This is a genomic window from Martelella sp. NC20 (assembly GCF_013459645.1).
GTDB lineage: Bacteria > Pseudomonadota > Alphaproteobacteria > Rhizobiales > Rhizobiaceae > Martelella.
Genome location: NZ_CP054863.1, coordinates 14080 through 28352, shown reverse-complemented (window position 1 = coordinate 28352; position 14273 = coordinate 14080). Strand labels below are relative to the sequence as shown.

Here is a 14273-nt window from a genome sequence, read left to right as displayed (position 1 = left end):
CCGCATTTCGTCGCGGAGCTGGTCGAACCACCGGCGAGGCCAGCAGTTACAGCACGGCAGGCCACGGACATGGCAACACACTATTTCTAGGTCACCGCAACCGCCTAAACAACATGTCAGACCGAACGGTTGACCGTGTGCAAGCGCGGTGATTATCAGCAGGTTCGGTTGGTAGAAGCGCAAACTCTGCCTGCCGGCAGTTTCCGGTGGCTCCGTGCCGATCGGCGTCGAACCCTATGTCGATTTACATGCGCAGACAATTCGACATGAACGTCTTCGGCGCCGTCACCATCGCCAAGGCTTTCCTGCCGTGTTTTCGCGCGCGGCGCAGCGGCTTCATCATAAACGTCACCTCGATGGGCGGAATGATCACCATACCGGGCATCGTCTATTACTGCGGCAGCAAATTCATGCTTCTGTGGTGTTGGATTTCCGAGGTCATGCGCGCCGAAATGGCACCCTTCGGCGTCCATGTGACGACGCTCTGCCCCAGCTCGTTCCGCACCGACTGGGCGGGCCGCTCAATGGTACGCACCGGCCGATCGATTCTGGATTTCGATGCGCTGTTCGATCCGGTCCGCGCCGCGCGGCGAGAAAAGAGCGGCAAACACCTCGGCGACCCCGACAAGCTGGCGGCAGCCGTGCTGATGCTGATCGCTTCCGATAGCCCGCCGCCGCAACGCCTTCTGGGCAGCGACACGCTGCGTCTCGTCACGGAACGGATCGACCGCACGAAGCAGGAAATTGCCGATTGAGAGAATCTGACCTGCCCGACGGATGGATGATTAGAGTCGCCCGATGACGACTGCCGCCGACGCCTCCGTGACGCGGTTCCTTGGGCGCTGTGCGTCGGCCAGCGCAGCTCCCTCCTGGGTCGGGCGTTCTTTCGCTTGAAAGACCCGGCATGGCTCCCGGCGACCCTCGTTCGGACTTCGGCGAGGCCGCAAGCCCGCTGCCTCGGCCAAGACGCGGATCGCTCTTCTCCAGCTCGAAAGTTCGGCTTGGGACCGCGAAACCTAGAAAGACACAGCTCGAATAGATGGACCGCTTCAAAGGTCATTATGGGATACGAACCAACGACCCCGTCGAAATGATATTCAATTGAATAAACTGCCAGTGGCCGAACGGCGACGTCGCCCCTGGCTGATGAAATTGCCGCCACTAAGCGCGGGCAGGTCTCCATGGCTGTTTCCGACTTCATTCTGGTCATTTTGAGCCAGGATTCCAAAGCGGAAGGTTGGGTTCACGCAGTAAAGCGTGGCAGCCCGCCAAAAGCGGTCCGGGAAACTACGTCTCGCGTACAGCGCTTCGCGCCATCGCGGCGATAAGGTCTGTCCTCGTCACGATGCCGATGATGCGATCGTTCTCCAGCACCGGAACCGCGTCGACCTCTCCATCGGCCATCATCGGCAGCAAGGCGCTCAACGGGGTCGTTGCCGCCGCGCGCGGACCGCGCACCTGCATGATGTCCCGGGCGATTGTCGGCTTGATCTGTTCGCGACCGAGCATGTGCCGGAACGCGGGAATGAAGCTGCGATCGTGCTTCAAGCCCTCTCTCGCAGCCTGACTGATGAGGTGGATCTGAAAGATCACGCCCACGAATTCCCCGCCCGGTCCGACCACCGGAAGTGACGTGAACCTGTGGCGTTCGAACAGATCCGCGACCTCGAACAGCGTGGTGTCCGGACCGACCGTAATCAGATTGCGCGACATGATGTCGGTGACCGTCATGGCGCCGGTCTGATGGCTGGCTGCCTGCAGCTCCGCCGCTCCGATGAGCCTTGCCAGATCTTCTACGCCGAGGTTCAGGGACTGCCGATACCGTTGCAGGATATCGACCAGTTCGGCCTCGCTCAGCCCGAGGCGCTCGGCAGGCGGCTGATCGCTCGTTCCCTGGACATTCTGCTCCTCGAACTGCCGGAATGGGTATCGCCGTCCGGTCGTGCGCGCGTAGATCCAGGCGATGAGGACGAGAAGCGTTGTTCCGGTTGCCACGGGCGTGATGGCGAAACGAAACCCTAGTTCCTGAATGGCATCGGGGCTCATGGCCGCGGTCATGGCGACAGCCCCGGCCGGCGGATGGACGGCGCGGGCGAGGCTCATGAGCGCAATCGCAATGCCCACAGCCAGGGCGATGCGGAGCGACGGCTCCGAAACGGTGAGACACACGGCAACGCCGACAATTGCGGCAAGCGTATTGCCGACGATTGCGGACCATGGCTGGGCCAACGGGCTGTTGGGCACTGCGAAGATCAGAACCGAAGTCGCGCCGAAGGGCGCGACGAGATAAAGCCCGAGCCTGAGATCCACTGTCGGCGCCAGGACGAACAGTCCCACGATGACAAGACCGAGCGTGGCGCCGAGACCCGCCCGGATGGATTCCCGAAGGGAAATGGGCGCCATCGCGGGCCCGATAGCCCGGATCAGACGGCCTGTGATTGTCATTGATTTCGTCATGGCAACCGAGCTTCATTCTACCGCGATCTGGACCAGATCGGTCTGGTCGTATGATCGTTCTCCTCGTTATGTCGATGCAGACGGGTGTGCAACAGACCATGCCGAGCAAATATCCCAACCACTGCACCTTCGCCTATGGTCCTGGCGCAGGATGCTTCCACCTTGACCGAATGCGCTCCAGTCTCTCTTGCCACTATGTCTTGGTCTCGACGAGTTCTGCCAGTTGCGCCACCACGGTGCCCCAGCCATCGTGAAACCCGAGTTCTTCATGTTTCTCACGATCGGCACGACTTTTATGCAGCGCTTGCGCGCGGTAATGTGTGCCCTCTGGATGATCGGAAAGGGTGATGATCGCCGTCACAAAGCCGTTTGCGGCAGGTCGCCAGCCTCCGGTCAGCGCGTTCGTGTAGATGATGCGTCTCCCGGCCAGCACATCGAGAAAGCAGGCCGAGAGGTGCGGCACGAACGGCCCGTCATTCTCGCTCATTTCAGTGACGAACGCTCCGCCGGGACGAACGTCCAGGCTGACGACGCGGCAGATCAGGGGATGTGGTATCCACCATTTTGCAAGGCGTTCCGGATCCACCCAGGCGTTCCATACGCGGTCCCGCGGCGCCTTGATGATCCGGGATACCTCGAGATCGAGTTCAGCGATCACTGTCTGCATTTCTGCCCTCCTGTTCCAGCATTACAAAAGCCTCCAGCCGATCGGCCTGGGTTTCCCATATTTTTCTCTGCTCCGCCAACCACCGCTCGGCATTGGAAAGGCCTGGTCCATCGATCACGCAGGTGCGGGTTCGCCCCGACTTTCTGGTCCGGATCATCCCGCTGTTTTCAAGAAGCCGAATATGCTTCATGAATGAAGGCAGCCCCATGTCGAAAGGACTTGCGAGTTCGCTGACGCTGGCCGGCCCCTGCCCTAGGCGGGCAATGACGGCACGGCGCGTCGGATCGGCGAGCGCCAGGAAGATCGAACTGAGATCGTCGGGCATCTGCGATGCGGCTGTTGCCATCAACCTGCTCCTCAATCCTGTGCGGCGCCGGCCAGATTGGTCTGCCCGCGCACATATGTTCCAGCCGACCCATTGCCCGTGTTCTCAAGACGGCACATGATGAGACCCGATGGCGTTCGCTCCTCGGAAAGAAGTTTGAAACCTGATGGCGCTCGCGTGTCGCCAAACAGCTTTCGCCCCTGGCCCACAATCACCGGCGCGATCGCGATACGCAGTTCATCGACGAGGTTCGCAGCCAGGAGAGACCGGCCCAATCTGCCGCTGCCATGCACCTGAAGTTCGCCGCTCTCCTCCCGCTTCAGGGCGGCGACCGAGGCTTCAACATCGCGGTCCAAAACCGTGACCGGCCCCCAGGCGACATCGACTGGGGAGGTGGCCGCGACATACTTATGAAGCGTGTTGAGCCGGGCGGCGTTGCGATCGGCTGGATCGGTAATGGCGGGCCAGACAGCCGAAAACTCTTCATAGGTCCGTCTTCCGAACAGAAATCCGGATGCTGTCGCCGCCCATTCTTCCACGCGTTTCTCCAGGGTCGCATCAACGAAAGGCACAAACCAGCCACCGCGTTCGAAACCATCCGACCGATCCTCATCGGGGGATCCCGGCCCCTGATAGACCCTATCGAGCGACAGGAAATTCAAAATGACAACGCGCATTCCAGCCTCCGGCATGATAGTTTTCCTTTTAGCCAACTATCATGCCCGAGTACTTCGCTCAAGAGGAAAGTGAACTCCAAACGTTCCCGGTAATAAGGGATGCTCCTCAAGCGCTAGGATCGAAGCGAAGGCTAACCCGCCCTGAGTTCTTCTGCCGCTCATGGCATTCAGCTTTGCCCGTCTTCTGTATATGCTTGCCCGAGCGGAACATTTTACGGGGAGGCTCCTGTCGTGATGGGCGGAACGGAGAACGCATCAGGGCTCAGCGATTTTCTGCTGGAACTTTACCATGACGCCTCGGAATGCACGCCCGACGAACTGCGTCTGCGCGTACTGAATAACCTGCAGCGCTTCATTCCCTTCGATTTCGGTGTGTGGGGCGGCGGCTGGGCTGACGGCCGGCTGGTCACGGACCTGACCGTCCTCAACCAAAGCGAGGCGATATTGGGCGAATGGGACACTGTCGCCCAGGAAGATGCCTTCTGTGGCCGATTTTGGCACCGCCAATCTCATCTGAGAACGGCGGTGCAAAAGTCGGCCACGGAAGCGGCGGAATAATTCGTCCGCGGGCGGAGTAAAATCCGGCCACCTATTTTCCTTCTGCAATGAGCGCAGGAGGGACAGAGGATCTACACCGTGGAACTTTATCTGAAGGTTCGTCTGGCCGTCTCGGAAGGGATGAGCCGACGTCAGGCAGCCAAGCACTTCAACATATCCCGCGACAGCGTAGCGAAGATGTTGTCGTATTCGACGCCTCCTGGCTATCAGCGACAATCACCGGTCCGGCGGCCGAAGCTGGACGCGTTCGTTTCAACGATCGACCACTGGTTGGACGAAGACAGACACGTACCGCGCAAACAGCGCCATACAGCCAAGCGTGTGTTTGACCGGCTTCGTGATGAGTGCGGGTTCACCGGCGGCTATACGATTATCAAGGGCTATATCCGGGAGCGGGAACAGCGCCGTCAGGAAGTCTTCGTGCCGCTTTCTCATCCGCCCGGCCATGCGCAGGCTGATTTCGGTGAGGCGACGGTCGTGATCGGCGGTGTCGAGCAGAAAGCCCATTTCTTCGTACTCGATCTTCCGCATAGCGACGGTTGCTATGTGCGGGCTTATCCGGCGGCGGTAGCCGAGGCTTGGGTCGATGGCCACGTCCATGCGTTCGCCTTCTTCGGGGCCGTGCCTCCATCAATCGTCTATGACAATGACCGCTGCCTTGTGGCGAAGATCCTGCCTGATGGCACGCGCAAGCGGGCAACACTGTTCAGCGGGTTCCTGTCCCATTATCTGATCCGGGATCGCTATGGCCGCCCCGGAAAGGGTAATGACAAGGGGAATGTCGAGGGCCTTGTGGGCTATGCGCGGCGTAACTTCATGGTCCCCATCCCGCAGTTTCCAACGTGGGATGCGTTCAATGCCTTTCTGGAAGAACAGTGCCGCAAGCGCCAGCGCGACAGGCTGCGTGGTGAGAGCGAGATGATCGGTGAACGGCTGCAGCGTGATCTGGCTGCCATGCAGTCCTTGCCAGCCTCCCCATTTGACGCCTGCGATCAGGCCAGCGCCAGGGTCACGGCACAGTCTCTCGTTCGCTACAAGACGAACGACTATTCCGTACCCGTCGCCTACGGTCACCAGGACGTCTGGGTCCGAGGCTATGTCGACAAGGTGGTGATTGGTTGCCGCGGCGAGATCATCGCCCGCCATCCCAGGAGCTTTGATCGGGAGGATGTCATCTTCGACCCTGTGCATTACCTGCCGCTGATCGAGCAGAAGATCAATGCGCTGGATCAGGCAGCCCCTTTGCAGGGCTGGGATCTGCCGGAGGAGTTCGCGACACTGTGCCGTCTGATGGAAGGCCGCATGGCAAAGCATGGCCGGCGAGAATACGTGCAGGTTCTTCGACTGCTGGAAAGCTTCGATATGGCTGACCTGCATGCGGCGATCAAGCAAGCCATTCATCTCGGTGCGATTGGCTTCGACGCCGTCAAACATCTGATTCTTTGCCGGGTGGAGCGCCGGCCGCCGCCACTTGATCTGTCGATCTATCCCTACCTGCCGAGAGCAACCGTGGAGACGACATCGGCGAAGGCGTATATGGGCCTCCTGTCATCGGGGAAGGGAGAAGCGGCATGAGCACCGAAGCACCCGAGATCCTGCTTGCCCACGACCTCAAGAGCCTGAAGCTGCCGACCTTCCAGCGGGAGTATCAGAAACTGGCCCGGCTTTGCGCCACCGAGGGCGTTGATCATATCGGATACCTCACCCGGCTTGCCGAGCGGGAAATGATCGAACGGGATCGCCGCAAGGTCGAGCGCCGTATCAAGGCAGCCAAATTCCCGGTTGTCAAAAGCCTCGACAGTTTCGATTTTACCGCCATACCGAAGCTCAACAAGATGCAGGTGCTGGATCTGGCCCGCTGCGAATGGATCGAGCGTCGCGAGAACGTCATCGCTCTCGGCCCCAGCGGAACCGGGAAGACGCACATAGCGCTCGCCCTTGGCCTGGCCGCCTGCCAGAAGGGCCTGTCCGTTGGCTTCACCACAGCAGCTGCCATGGTCAGCGAGATGATGGAGGCCCGTGACGAGCGGCGTCTCCTACGTTTCCAGAAGCAGATGGCAGGATACAAGCTGCTGATCATCGACGAACTTGGCTTCGTGCCGTTGTCAAAGACCGGCGCGGAGCTGCTGTTCGAGTTGATCTCGCAACGCTATGAGCGGGGCGCCACCCTGATCACCAGCAATCTGCCCTTTGACGAATGGACAGAAATCCTGGGATCCGAGCGACTGACTGGCGCTCTGCTCGACCGCGTCACCCACCACGTCAACATTCTCGAAATGAATGGCGACAGCTATCGTCTCGCCCAAAGCCGCGCCAGAAAGGCTGGCTGAAACCCTTCAGAAAATCGCTACGCCGGTATGAGACCCCCGCTCGGGCTACGCCCTCCCGCGGGTCTCATACCGGCGTCCAAAGTGGCCGACTTTTGCTCCGCCCCGTGGCCGGTTTTTACGCCGCCGTTGACAGGCACGACAAGAAAGTCGGCCGCGGTGCCCCAGATCTCGCCAAGAAGGTCCAGCGCATCCTGTTCCGAACACAGGGACGGTCCGTCGGTGGAAATGAAATAAAGGCTGTGTCCATGACACGTCTCGATGCTCATGCCGGGTCTCTCCGTTCGAGAATTGGTGCCACTGCGCATGGGGCTTTCCCATTGCTGCTCGCTACAACTTCACGCCAGGCAGTCGACAGGCCTGTTCCACCCAGCTCTCGATCAAGGCCTCATTCAGCTTGTCTGTTTCGTGGATGTTGAAATAACGGGTCCCTTCCGTCTTCGAGCTTTCCGGAGGGACCGGTGACAGGGACGTCCCGCGCATGAAGGTCAACTGAACATATCGCTTGTAGCAATACATCGAGAAGAACCAGCCATCGTCCTTGCCATAGAGGGGCGTATTCCACCGGACGGCTTTGCTCGCTTCCGGATAGACGCGCTCCACGATCTTGTTGAGCCGGCGCCCGATATCGCGTTTCCAGCCGGGCATCGCTGCGATGTAGGCCTGAACGGCTTCATCGCCGTCGCCTTTGGGGATCTGCGGATTACCGCTCGACAGCAGCTTCGGTTTTGCGGCGTCGGTCATCGCTGGTCCCCTCCCGCACACAGGCCCGGCGTTTCGCGCATGTAGGGCAGAGCGAACAGGTAGAGGCCTGTCAGCAGCATCAGTATGAGGGGGAGCAATGGCAGGTAGAACACCCATTCGGCCGGCTCGGGGCGTGACGCCGCAACCATCGCAACGATGACTGTGCCAATAAAGATAATCGACGACCACCTGTGAAACTGCCGGATTGCGATGTTGAAAGTCATCTCGTCTCCTTCTGCTTGCCGATGCAGGTCATTGCTGCTCGAGAACGTTTTCGAGATTATCGAAGAACATCGCCCAGCCGCCCTTCGCGCCGCCATAGGCCTGATCCTGGTCTGGCTTGAACCCAGATTGTTCCATCCTGAGGCGCGTTCCGGCGGAGGTCGGTGTGAGCGTCCATATCACCACGGTCTCGAGCCCATAGGCCTGCCACGTATAGGACAGTTCCCTCTCCTCCTCGATGGTCAGGACTTCGCAATTCACCGATCTCCAGTCGCCCGTCATCGTAAACGCCGCGCCCGGATCTGGCCTGAAATCGTTTTTCATCAACCACTCCTGAATCAGATGCGGCTGCGTCAGCGCCCGCCATACGCGTGCGGGTGAGACGGCGAAGTCGCGCTCGACGACGACGGATCTGGTTTCCGGGGGAATCTCGGTTATAAATCGGCACAGGGGTTCGACGCCGAACGGCACGATAAGTATTTGAAATATCTAGAGCGTATGGGAACCTGCTGCCGGGCCGAATAACAACGATCACTCCAGACATCCCGCCTTTAACGAGGACCGTTCGTCGCCCTGAACTCGTCAAGAAAGCCCAGAAGCGTCCTGAACGGTGCGGCATGGGTCAGCGTCTTGCGATAATAGATCGCCGTTGGAAACTGATAGAGCGGCTCATCAAGCGACAATACCTTGATATCGGGTCCCGAAAACCGCTCCAGGAACGGTCGCGCGATGAAGGCGACATAGCGTCCGCTGCGCACCAGTTCCAGGGTCGCCAGCAAGGACTTGGTCTTCACCGCGATATTGAGGGATCGCCCGGCCTTCTGCTCGATGCGGGTCAGGACGCGGTCGATCAGTTCGGTGTCGTCCTGATAGATCACGACCGGCGATTCAAAAACGTCGTCGAGCTTGACGCTTTCCCGCTTCGACAGCGGCGACGGCAGACCACAGGCAACCGCGAAGTCCACGGTCACCAAGGTGGACCTGACAAAGCCTTCCTCCTGAAAGGTCGCGTTGTCGGAGCCAAAGACGACATCGGCGCGTCCTTCCCTCAGCGCCGCCAATGCCTTCGCGCTGACCGCGATATCGAGATCGACCTCGAGCTCCGGAAACTGTTCCTGCAGCCTGCGGATGATATCCGGCAGGTAACAATAGCCCCAGGCCATGCCCGCCGAAATTCTGAGCGCGCCGATCCGCCCCGTCGCCAGATCGCTGATCTCCTCCCGCGCCAGCGCCAGTTCATCCAGCATGCGGCGCGAGCGTACGTAGAGCCGTTCACCCATCGCCGTGAGCACGATGCCCTTCTGGCTGCGTTCGAACAGCCTGCAGCCGAAGATATCCTCGATATTCTGTACCGACTGCGTCAGCGCCGGCTGCGACAGGTTGAGGTCCTGCGAGGCCCGCTTGATGCTGCCGGCATCGCTGACGGCGACAAAGCGGCGGGCCAGATGAATATAGGTATCCTGCATATCGGCTTTTCCAATATCAATTTCAAAATTGATATTAGTCATGAATACTACTTAAGGCTACTGATCCCCCAAGGAATTTTTGGGAGGACATGTATGCGAGCGATCTTCTGCCTGTTCGATTCGCTGAACAAGACGGCCATAGAGGCCTATGGCCTGGGGTCTGTGAAGACCCCGAATTTCGATCGGTTTGCGGAACGCTCCATCGTTTACGACAATCACTATGTCGGCTCTCTGCCCTGCATGCCGGCGCGCCGTGACCTCCATACCGGCCGCATGAACTTCATGCACCGAAGCTGGGGGCCGCTCGAGCCGTTCGACAACTCATTCCCGGAACTCCTGCGCAATGGCGGCATATACAGCCATCTCGTGACCGACCATCTGCACTATTTCGAGGATGGCGGCGCGACCTATCACAACCGCTTCACCAGCTACGACTTCATTCGCGGACAGGAATACGACCCGTGGAAAGCCATGGTCGAGCCCCCGCTGGAGCGCTTCCGCGAGATCTATGCCAACAAGCACTATCCCTTCGGCGAAGGCGAGAAGCCGCACGGCCGTGCGGCGGTGCGCTTTCAGCATGCTATCAACAACACCTTCCTCACCGAGGAGGAAGATTTTCCCGGGCCGCGCTGTTTCGCCTCTGCTTTCGATTTCCTTGATGTCAATCACAAGGCCGACAACTGGCTGATGATGCTGGAATGCTTCGACCCGCATGAGCCGTTCCGCGCGCCGGACCGCTTCAAGGAGGCCTACAAGACCGGCTGGAACGGCGGCGTTCTCGACTGGCCGCTTTATGCCAAGGTCAATGACAGCCCGGAAGAAATCGCCGAAATCCGCGCCAACTATGCGGCGCTCGTTTCCATGTGCGACGAGTATTTCGGCAAGCTGCTCGACTATATGGACGAGCACGACATGTGGAAGGATACGGCGCTGATCGTTTCGACCGACCACGGTCTGCTGCTGTCCGAGCATGACTGGTGGGGCAAGAACTTGCAGCCCTACTATCAGGAACTCGCCAATATCCCGCTGATGGTTCATGACCCGCGCACGCCGGAACGCGGCGGCACACGTTCGGATCGCCTGACCCAGACCCATGACCTCATGCCGACGCTGCTCGACCTTTTCGGGGTGGATGTTCCTGCTGAAGTCTGCGGCAGTTCGGTGCTTGCCGAAGACGACGAACATGAAGTTGCGATCTACGGCATGTTCGGCGGGCCGATCGGCGTCAATGACGGGCACTACGCCTATTACATCTATCCGGAGGATCTCTATGCGCCCGGCCTTTACGAATACACGCTGATGCCATTGCATATCCGCGCGCCCTTCAGTTCCGAGGAAATGAAAACCGCCGAGCTTCGGGAACCGTTCGGCTTCACCAAGGAGATGCCGATACTGAAGATCGACGCGCTGATGAACGCGGCGCGCATTCCGATCCATGACGGCGAAGCGTTCCAGGATATCGGCACGCGGCTTTACGACCTTGAGGGCGATCCGCAGCAGGAAAGCCCGTTTCGCGACGAGACCATAGAAACCCGTCTTAGGGACGCGCTTTGCCGCGTGCTTGCAGACCATGACTGCCCGGAAGAGATCTACACGCGATACGGACTCGCGCCGGCCTAGAGAATCTACGCATCGGACATCAGTTACAGGATCAAAGGGAGGAAAAAATGGGACTGCTTTCATCGATTTCAAAAGCCGGCTGGACCGGCGCCATCGGCATCGCCACGCTGATGGCGGGCACGACGCTGTCCGCCAACGCCGCCGAGCCGATCACCATCCTGGTCAACAGCTCGCCATGGTATGCGGGCTTCGAGGCCGTGGTGGACCAATACGAGAAGGACACCGGCAACACCGTCGAAATCGACAGAACGCCCTATGGCGGCCTGCTCGAAAAGGCCCGCAATGCCGTGCGCGGGCAGGAAAGCCCCTATGACCTCGTCAATCTCGACAATGGCTGGGTGGTCGAGTTCTACTCCGGCGGCTTCCTTTCACCGTTCAACGATATCGATCCGGACTTCAAGCTGCCCGACGAGGCGATCACAGCCGGCGGCTCGATCTACTGGAACGAGGACAAGCAGTGGCCGACCCCCGATGGCGGCAAGCTGATGGCGTTCAGCCCGAATGCCAACGCCCATCTGTGGTACTACCGCTCCGACCTTATCGACACGCCGCCGGCGACCTATGACGACGTGCTGGCCAATTGCGCGGCGCTCAACAATCCGCCCGACATGTATGGCGCGGTGCTGCGCGGCGAACGCGGCAACCCGATCCGCTTCGCCTTCACCCCGCATATGCTCGCCTATGGCGGCTCGATCCTGAAGGACCCTGAAAACGGCGACTTCACCGTGACCTTCAACAGTCCGGAAGTGCTTGAGGCGCTGAACATGTTCCTCAAGATCAACAATGACTGCAGCGTGGACAATCCGGGCTCCGTTGGTCAGAGCGAGATGATCCAGCTCACCGTCACGGGCAAGGCCGCGCAGGCCGGCATTGTTGTTGCCGCCCAGGCACAGATGGACGACCCGCAGAAATCGATCGTGGTCGACAAGATCGGTTATGCGCCGATGCCCTATCCTGCCGGCGGCAAGCCTGCAGGCGTCTTCGGAAGCTGGCAGATGGCCATCCCCGAAAACATTTCGGATGAGCGCAAACAATCTGCCCTCGAATTCGTCGACTACTTCATGACCGCTGATGCGCAGCAACTCTACGCCGAGGCGGGCGGCATTCCGGTGCGCTTCGACACGCTGCGCGGGCCGCTGTCCCAGGACGCCAAGTATCGGTGGATGGAGCCCTACGCGACCGTTGCCGAGAACGCGACCCAGGTGCTCCTCTACAAGGAAGGCGCGCAGGTTGAGGAAGTCCTCGGCCTCAGGCTGAACCAGGCCCTGATCGGCGAACTGACACCGGAAGAAGCGCTGAATACCGCAGCAGAGGAAATCCACGCTATCCTCGAAAAATCCGGCCGCAAGACCGGCATGCTGCAGCCGCTCTAAGCGGACGTTTCAACACAGAAATCCGGGGCCGCCAATGGCGGCCCCGCCCTTTCGCCGGAGTTCTGCATGTCGCACAAGACGCAGCCAAGCTCGCATGTTGGCAAGACGGGTCCGCTCGAGCCGTTATGGGCCTTCATCGACCGTCATTTCAAACTGCTGGCGATCCTGCCGGCCGCCGCGTTCTTCCTGGCGCTGAGCGTGTTTCCGCTGATCGAGCTGTTCCAGATGGCGGCTTCGACGATCACCTTCGAAGGCGGCGAACTGGTTCGCACGCCCGCTTTTCTGGAAAACCTCGCCAAGCTCGCCGACGACTGGGTGTTCCGCAGGGCGATGGGCAACACGCTGATCTTCGTCCTGGTTGCGACAGCCTTCGAGATGGTGTTCGGATTTGCGCTGGCGCTGGCCGTCAGCGAAATCGTGCGCGGTCGCGGGCTGGTGCGCACCGGCATGCTTCTGCCGATCCTCATCCCGCCGGTCGCCATCGGCAATATGTGGCGGCTGATGTATAATCCCGAATTCGGCGTCATCAACTGGCTTTTCGGGCTGGTCGGCATTCCCCCGATGGACCTGCTCGGATCGACGAGCACCGCGCTGATCGCGGTCATCATCGTCGATATCTGGCACTGGACGCCGCTGGTGTTCCTGATCCTGCTGGCGGGCCTTGAGGCGCTGCCGGAAGAGGTCATGGAAGCCTCGTCCATCGATGGCGCGAGCTACGCCCAGAAGCTGCGCCACATCGTCATTCCGCTGATGTGGCCGGCGCTGATGGTCGCCTTCATCTTCCGCTCGATCGTTGCCTTCAAGGTGTTCGACCAGATCTATCTGCTGACGTCGGGCGGCCCCGGCACGGCAACCGAAGTCATCAGCCTCTACGTCTACAAGGTCTTCTTCAAACAGAACCAGCTTGGCTATGGCGCGCTGATCGCCCTGATCACGATTGCCATCGTCTGTGCCTATCTCGGCGCCTTCGCGCTGGCGCAGCGTCGACTGGCGAGGGCACGCTGATGGTCAGAAAACCCGCAAAGAATGCAAGCATCTGGGCGTTGGTCGCATTCGCGCTTCTGCTCGTCGCCGCTCCGTTTCTCTGGATCGTCGTCGTTTCGCTCAAATACCAGATCGCGATCCTGATGGGGCAGTTCCCCTTCGAGGCGACATTCTCGAACTATCAGCAGGTCCTGTTCGGTCGAAGCTCGGATTTTCCGCAAAACCTCCTGAACAGCTTGATCGTCGGCATCGTGAGCACGGTCGTCGTGCTGGCGATCGGCACACTTGCGGCCTATTCGCTGGCGTGGCGGCGCAGTTCCGGCATGTTCAGCGCGATCTTCCTCGCCTGGACGTTGATCTTCAACATCGTTCCGCCGATCACGCTTGTCGGCCCGTGGTACGTGATGTTCCGCCAGATCGGCCTGTTCGACACGCTGACGGCGCTGGTCCTGACCCACATCGTCATCAACCTGCCCATGACCATCTGGCTGATGATGGCGGCCTTCGACAATATTCCGAGAGATCTCGAGCAGGCGGCGATGATCGACGGATGCCGGCGCACCACCGCGTTTCGCAAGATCCTGCTGCCGCTGGTCGTGCCGGGGCTCATTGCAGCCGGGCTGCTCGCCTTCATCTTCTCGTGGAGCGAGTTCTCGATCGCCCTCAATCTGACCGCCAAGGACACGATGACCGTTCCTGTCGCGATAGCGGCCTATGCGGGACAATATGAAATCCAGCATGGCGAAATGGCTGCCGCATCTGTGCTGTCGGCGCTGCCGGCGATCGTGCTCATGTTCCTCGGCCAGCGCTTTATCGTGCGCGGCCTGACCGCCGGTTCGGTGAAGTAGAGTTT

General features: G+C 60.1%; 16 protein-coding genes and 1 pseudogene. 8 read left to right on the top strand and 9 right to left on the bottom strand.

The features are described from left to right. Positions 1-248: 248 nt before the first annotated feature. Positions 249-755, top strand: a pseudogene (locus HQ843_RS27995) (SDR family NAD(P)-dependent oxidoreductase); the annotation flags it as partial. Between the two features lie 532 nt (positions 756-1287). Here the strand turns inward: HQ843_RS27995 and HQ843_RS27990 are convergent. The 4 genes from HQ843_RS27990 to HQ843_RS27975 form a co-directional block, all read right to left on the bottom strand. Continuing rightward, the gene (locus HQ843_RS27990; protein ID WP_246710500.1) at positions 1288-2445 is read right to left on the bottom strand and encodes an HPP family protein; all 1158 of its coding nucleotides are present in this window, start codon (positions 2443-2445) and stop codon (positions 1288-1290) included. Positions 2446-2650: 205 nt separating this feature from the next. Next, a complete protein-coding gene (locus HQ843_RS27985) occupies positions 2651-3124 on the bottom strand; it encodes an SRPBCC family protein (RefSeq protein WP_180902447.1) in 474 nt (157 codons plus the stop codon). Further along, complete coding sequence (locus HQ843_RS27980) at positions 3105-3470, bottom strand: ArsR/SmtB family transcription factor (protein WP_180902448.1); 366 nt, start codon at positions 3468-3470, stop codon at positions 3105-3107. The genes HQ843_RS27985 and HQ843_RS27980 overlap by 20 nt, the downstream gene beginning before the upstream one ends. 11 nt (positions 3471-3481) lie before the next feature. Further along, the gene (locus HQ843_RS27975) at positions 3482-4126 is read right to left on the bottom strand and encodes a dihydrofolate reductase family protein (RefSeq protein ID WP_180903582.1); all 645 of its coding nucleotides are present in this window, start codon (positions 4124-4126) and stop codon (positions 3482-3484) included. A 231-nt stretch (positions 4127-4357) separates the two neighbouring features. Here HQ843_RS27975 and HQ843_RS27970 point away from each other — a divergent pair, with 231 nt between their 5' ends. The 3 genes from HQ843_RS27970 (at position 4358) to istB (ending at position 7014) form a co-directional block, all read left to right on the top strand. Next, on the top strand, positions 4358-4684 hold the full coding sequence (locus tag HQ843_RS27970) for a hypothetical protein (protein WP_180902449.1): 327 nt from the start codon (positions 4358-4360) through the stop codon (positions 4682-4684). A 78-nt stretch (positions 4685-4762) separates the two neighbouring features. Further along, positions 4763-6259 (top strand): IS21 family transposase, encoded by a 1497-nt coding sequence (istA, locus tag HQ843_RS27965; RefSeq protein ID WP_180903581.1) that lies wholly within the window; start codon positions 4763-4765, stop codon positions 6257-6259. Further along, positions 6256-7014: an IS21-like element helper ATPase IstB gene (gene istB / locus HQ843_RS27960; protein WP_180902450.1), complete on the top strand. Its 759-nt coding sequence runs from the start codon at positions 6256-6258 to the stop codon at positions 7012-7014. Before istA ends, istB begins: the two co-directional genes overlap by 4 nt. 17 nt (positions 7015-7031) lie before the next feature. Here istB and HQ843_RS27955 read toward each other — a convergent pair whose 3' ends face one another. The 5 genes from HQ843_RS27955 to HQ843_RS27935 all read right to left on the bottom strand — a co-directional run bounded on the left by HQ843_RS27955 (position 7032) and on the right by HQ843_RS27935 (position 9443). Further along, positions 7032-7280 (bottom strand): hypothetical protein, encoded by a 249-nt coding sequence (locus tag HQ843_RS27955; RefSeq protein ID WP_180903580.1) that lies wholly within the window; start codon positions 7278-7280, stop codon positions 7032-7034. Positions 7281-7341: 61 nt separating this feature from the next. Continuing rightward, positions 7342-7755, bottom strand: coding sequence for a DUF1801 domain-containing protein (locus HQ843_RS27950; protein WP_180902451.1), 414 nt, complete (start codon positions 7753-7755; stop codon positions 7342-7344). Next, on the bottom strand, positions 7752-7979 hold the full coding sequence (locus tag HQ843_RS27945; RefSeq protein WP_180902452.1) for a hypothetical protein: 228 nt from the start codon (positions 7977-7979) through the stop codon (positions 7752-7754). The genes HQ843_RS27950 and HQ843_RS27945 overlap by 4 nt, the downstream gene beginning before the upstream one ends. A gap of 28 nt (positions 7980-8007) precedes the next feature. After that, positions 8008-8415, bottom strand: a complete 408-nt coding sequence (locus HQ843_RS27940) for an SRPBCC family protein (protein WP_180902557.1) — start codon at positions 8413-8415, stop codon at positions 8008-8010. A gap of 113 nt (positions 8416-8528) precedes the next feature. Further along, positions 8529-9443, bottom strand: coding sequence for a LysR family transcriptional regulator (locus HQ843_RS27935; RefSeq protein WP_180902453.1), 915 nt, complete (start codon positions 9441-9443; stop codon positions 8529-8531). Positions 9444-9536: 93 nt separating this feature from the next. Here HQ843_RS27935 and HQ843_RS27930 point away from each other — a divergent pair, with 93 nt between their 5' ends. The 4 genes from HQ843_RS27930 (at position 9537) to HQ843_RS27915 (ending at position 14268) form a co-directional block, all read left to right on the top strand. Next, on the top strand, positions 9537-11063 hold the full coding sequence (locus tag HQ843_RS27930) for a sulfatase (RefSeq protein WP_180902454.1): 1527 nt from the start codon (positions 9537-9539) through the stop codon (positions 11061-11063). 47 nt (positions 11064-11110) lie between these two features. Next, positions 11111-12436 (top strand): extracellular solute-binding protein, encoded by a 1326-nt coding sequence (locus tag HQ843_RS27925; RefSeq protein WP_180902455.1) that lies wholly within the window; start codon positions 11111-11113, stop codon positions 12434-12436. A gap of 66 nt (positions 12437-12502) precedes the next feature. After that, positions 12503-13441, top strand: a complete 939-nt coding sequence (locus HQ843_RS27920) for a carbohydrate ABC transporter permease (RefSeq protein ID WP_180902456.1) — start codon at positions 12503-12505, stop codon at positions 13439-13441. Next, the gene (locus HQ843_RS27915) at positions 13441-14268 is read left to right on the top strand and encodes a carbohydrate ABC transporter permease (RefSeq protein WP_180902457.1); all 828 of its coding nucleotides are present in this window, start codon (positions 13441-13443) and stop codon (positions 14266-14268) included. Before HQ843_RS27920 ends, HQ843_RS27915 begins: the two co-directional genes overlap by 1 nt. Positions 14269-14273: the final 5 nt, after the last annotated feature.

Excerpts from the sequence above, each read along its gene's own strand:
- HQ843_RS27990 (WP_246710500.1), bottom strand. The coding sequence starts at position 2,445 with ATGACAATCACAGGCCGTCTGATCCGGGCTATCGGGCCCGCGATGGCG.
- HQ843_RS27985 (WP_180902447.1), bottom strand. The coding sequence starts at position 3,124 with ATGCAGACAGTGATCGCTGAACTCGATCTCGAGGTATCCCGGATCATC.
- HQ843_RS27980 (WP_180902448.1), bottom strand. The coding sequence starts at position 3,470 with ATGGCAACAGCCGCATCGCAGATGCCCGACGATCTCAGTTCGATCTTC.
- HQ843_RS27975 (WP_180903582.1), bottom strand. The coding sequence starts at position 4,126 with ATGCGCGTTGTCATTTTGAATTTCCTGTCGCTCGATAGGGTCTATCAG.
- istB (WP_180902450.1), top strand. The coding sequence starts at position 6,256 with ATGAGCACCGAAGCACCCGAGATCCTGCTTGCCCACGACCTCAAGAGC.
- HQ843_RS27955 (WP_180903580.1), bottom strand. The coding sequence starts at position 7,280 with ATGAGCATCGAGACGTGTCATGGACACAGCCTTTATTTCATTTCCACC.
- HQ843_RS27950 (WP_180902451.1), bottom strand. The coding sequence starts at position 7,755 with ATGACCGACGCCGCAAAACCGAAGCTGCTGTCGAGCGGTAATCCGCAG.
- HQ843_RS27945 (WP_180902452.1), bottom strand. The coding sequence starts at position 7,979 with ATGACTTTCAACATCGCAATCCGGCAGTTTCACAGGTGGTCGTCGATT.
- HQ843_RS27935 (WP_180902453.1), bottom strand. The coding sequence starts at position 9,443 with ATGCAGGATACCTATATTCATCTGGCCCGCCGCTTTGTCGCCGTCAGC.
- HQ843_RS27930 (WP_180902454.1), top strand. The coding sequence starts at position 9,537 with ATGCGAGCGATCTTCTGCCTGTTCGATTCGCTGAACAAGACGGCCATA.
- HQ843_RS27925 (WP_180902455.1), top strand. The coding sequence starts at position 11,111 with ATGGGACTGCTTTCATCGATTTCAAAAGCCGGCTGGACCGGCGCCATC.
- HQ843_RS27920 (WP_180902456.1), top strand. The coding sequence starts at position 12,503 with ATGTCGCACAAGACGCAGCCAAGCTCGCATGTTGGCAAGACGGGTCCG.
- HQ843_RS27915 (WP_180902457.1), top strand. The coding sequence starts at position 13,441 with ATGGTCAGAAAACCCGCAAAGAATGCAAGCATCTGGGCGTTGGTCGCA.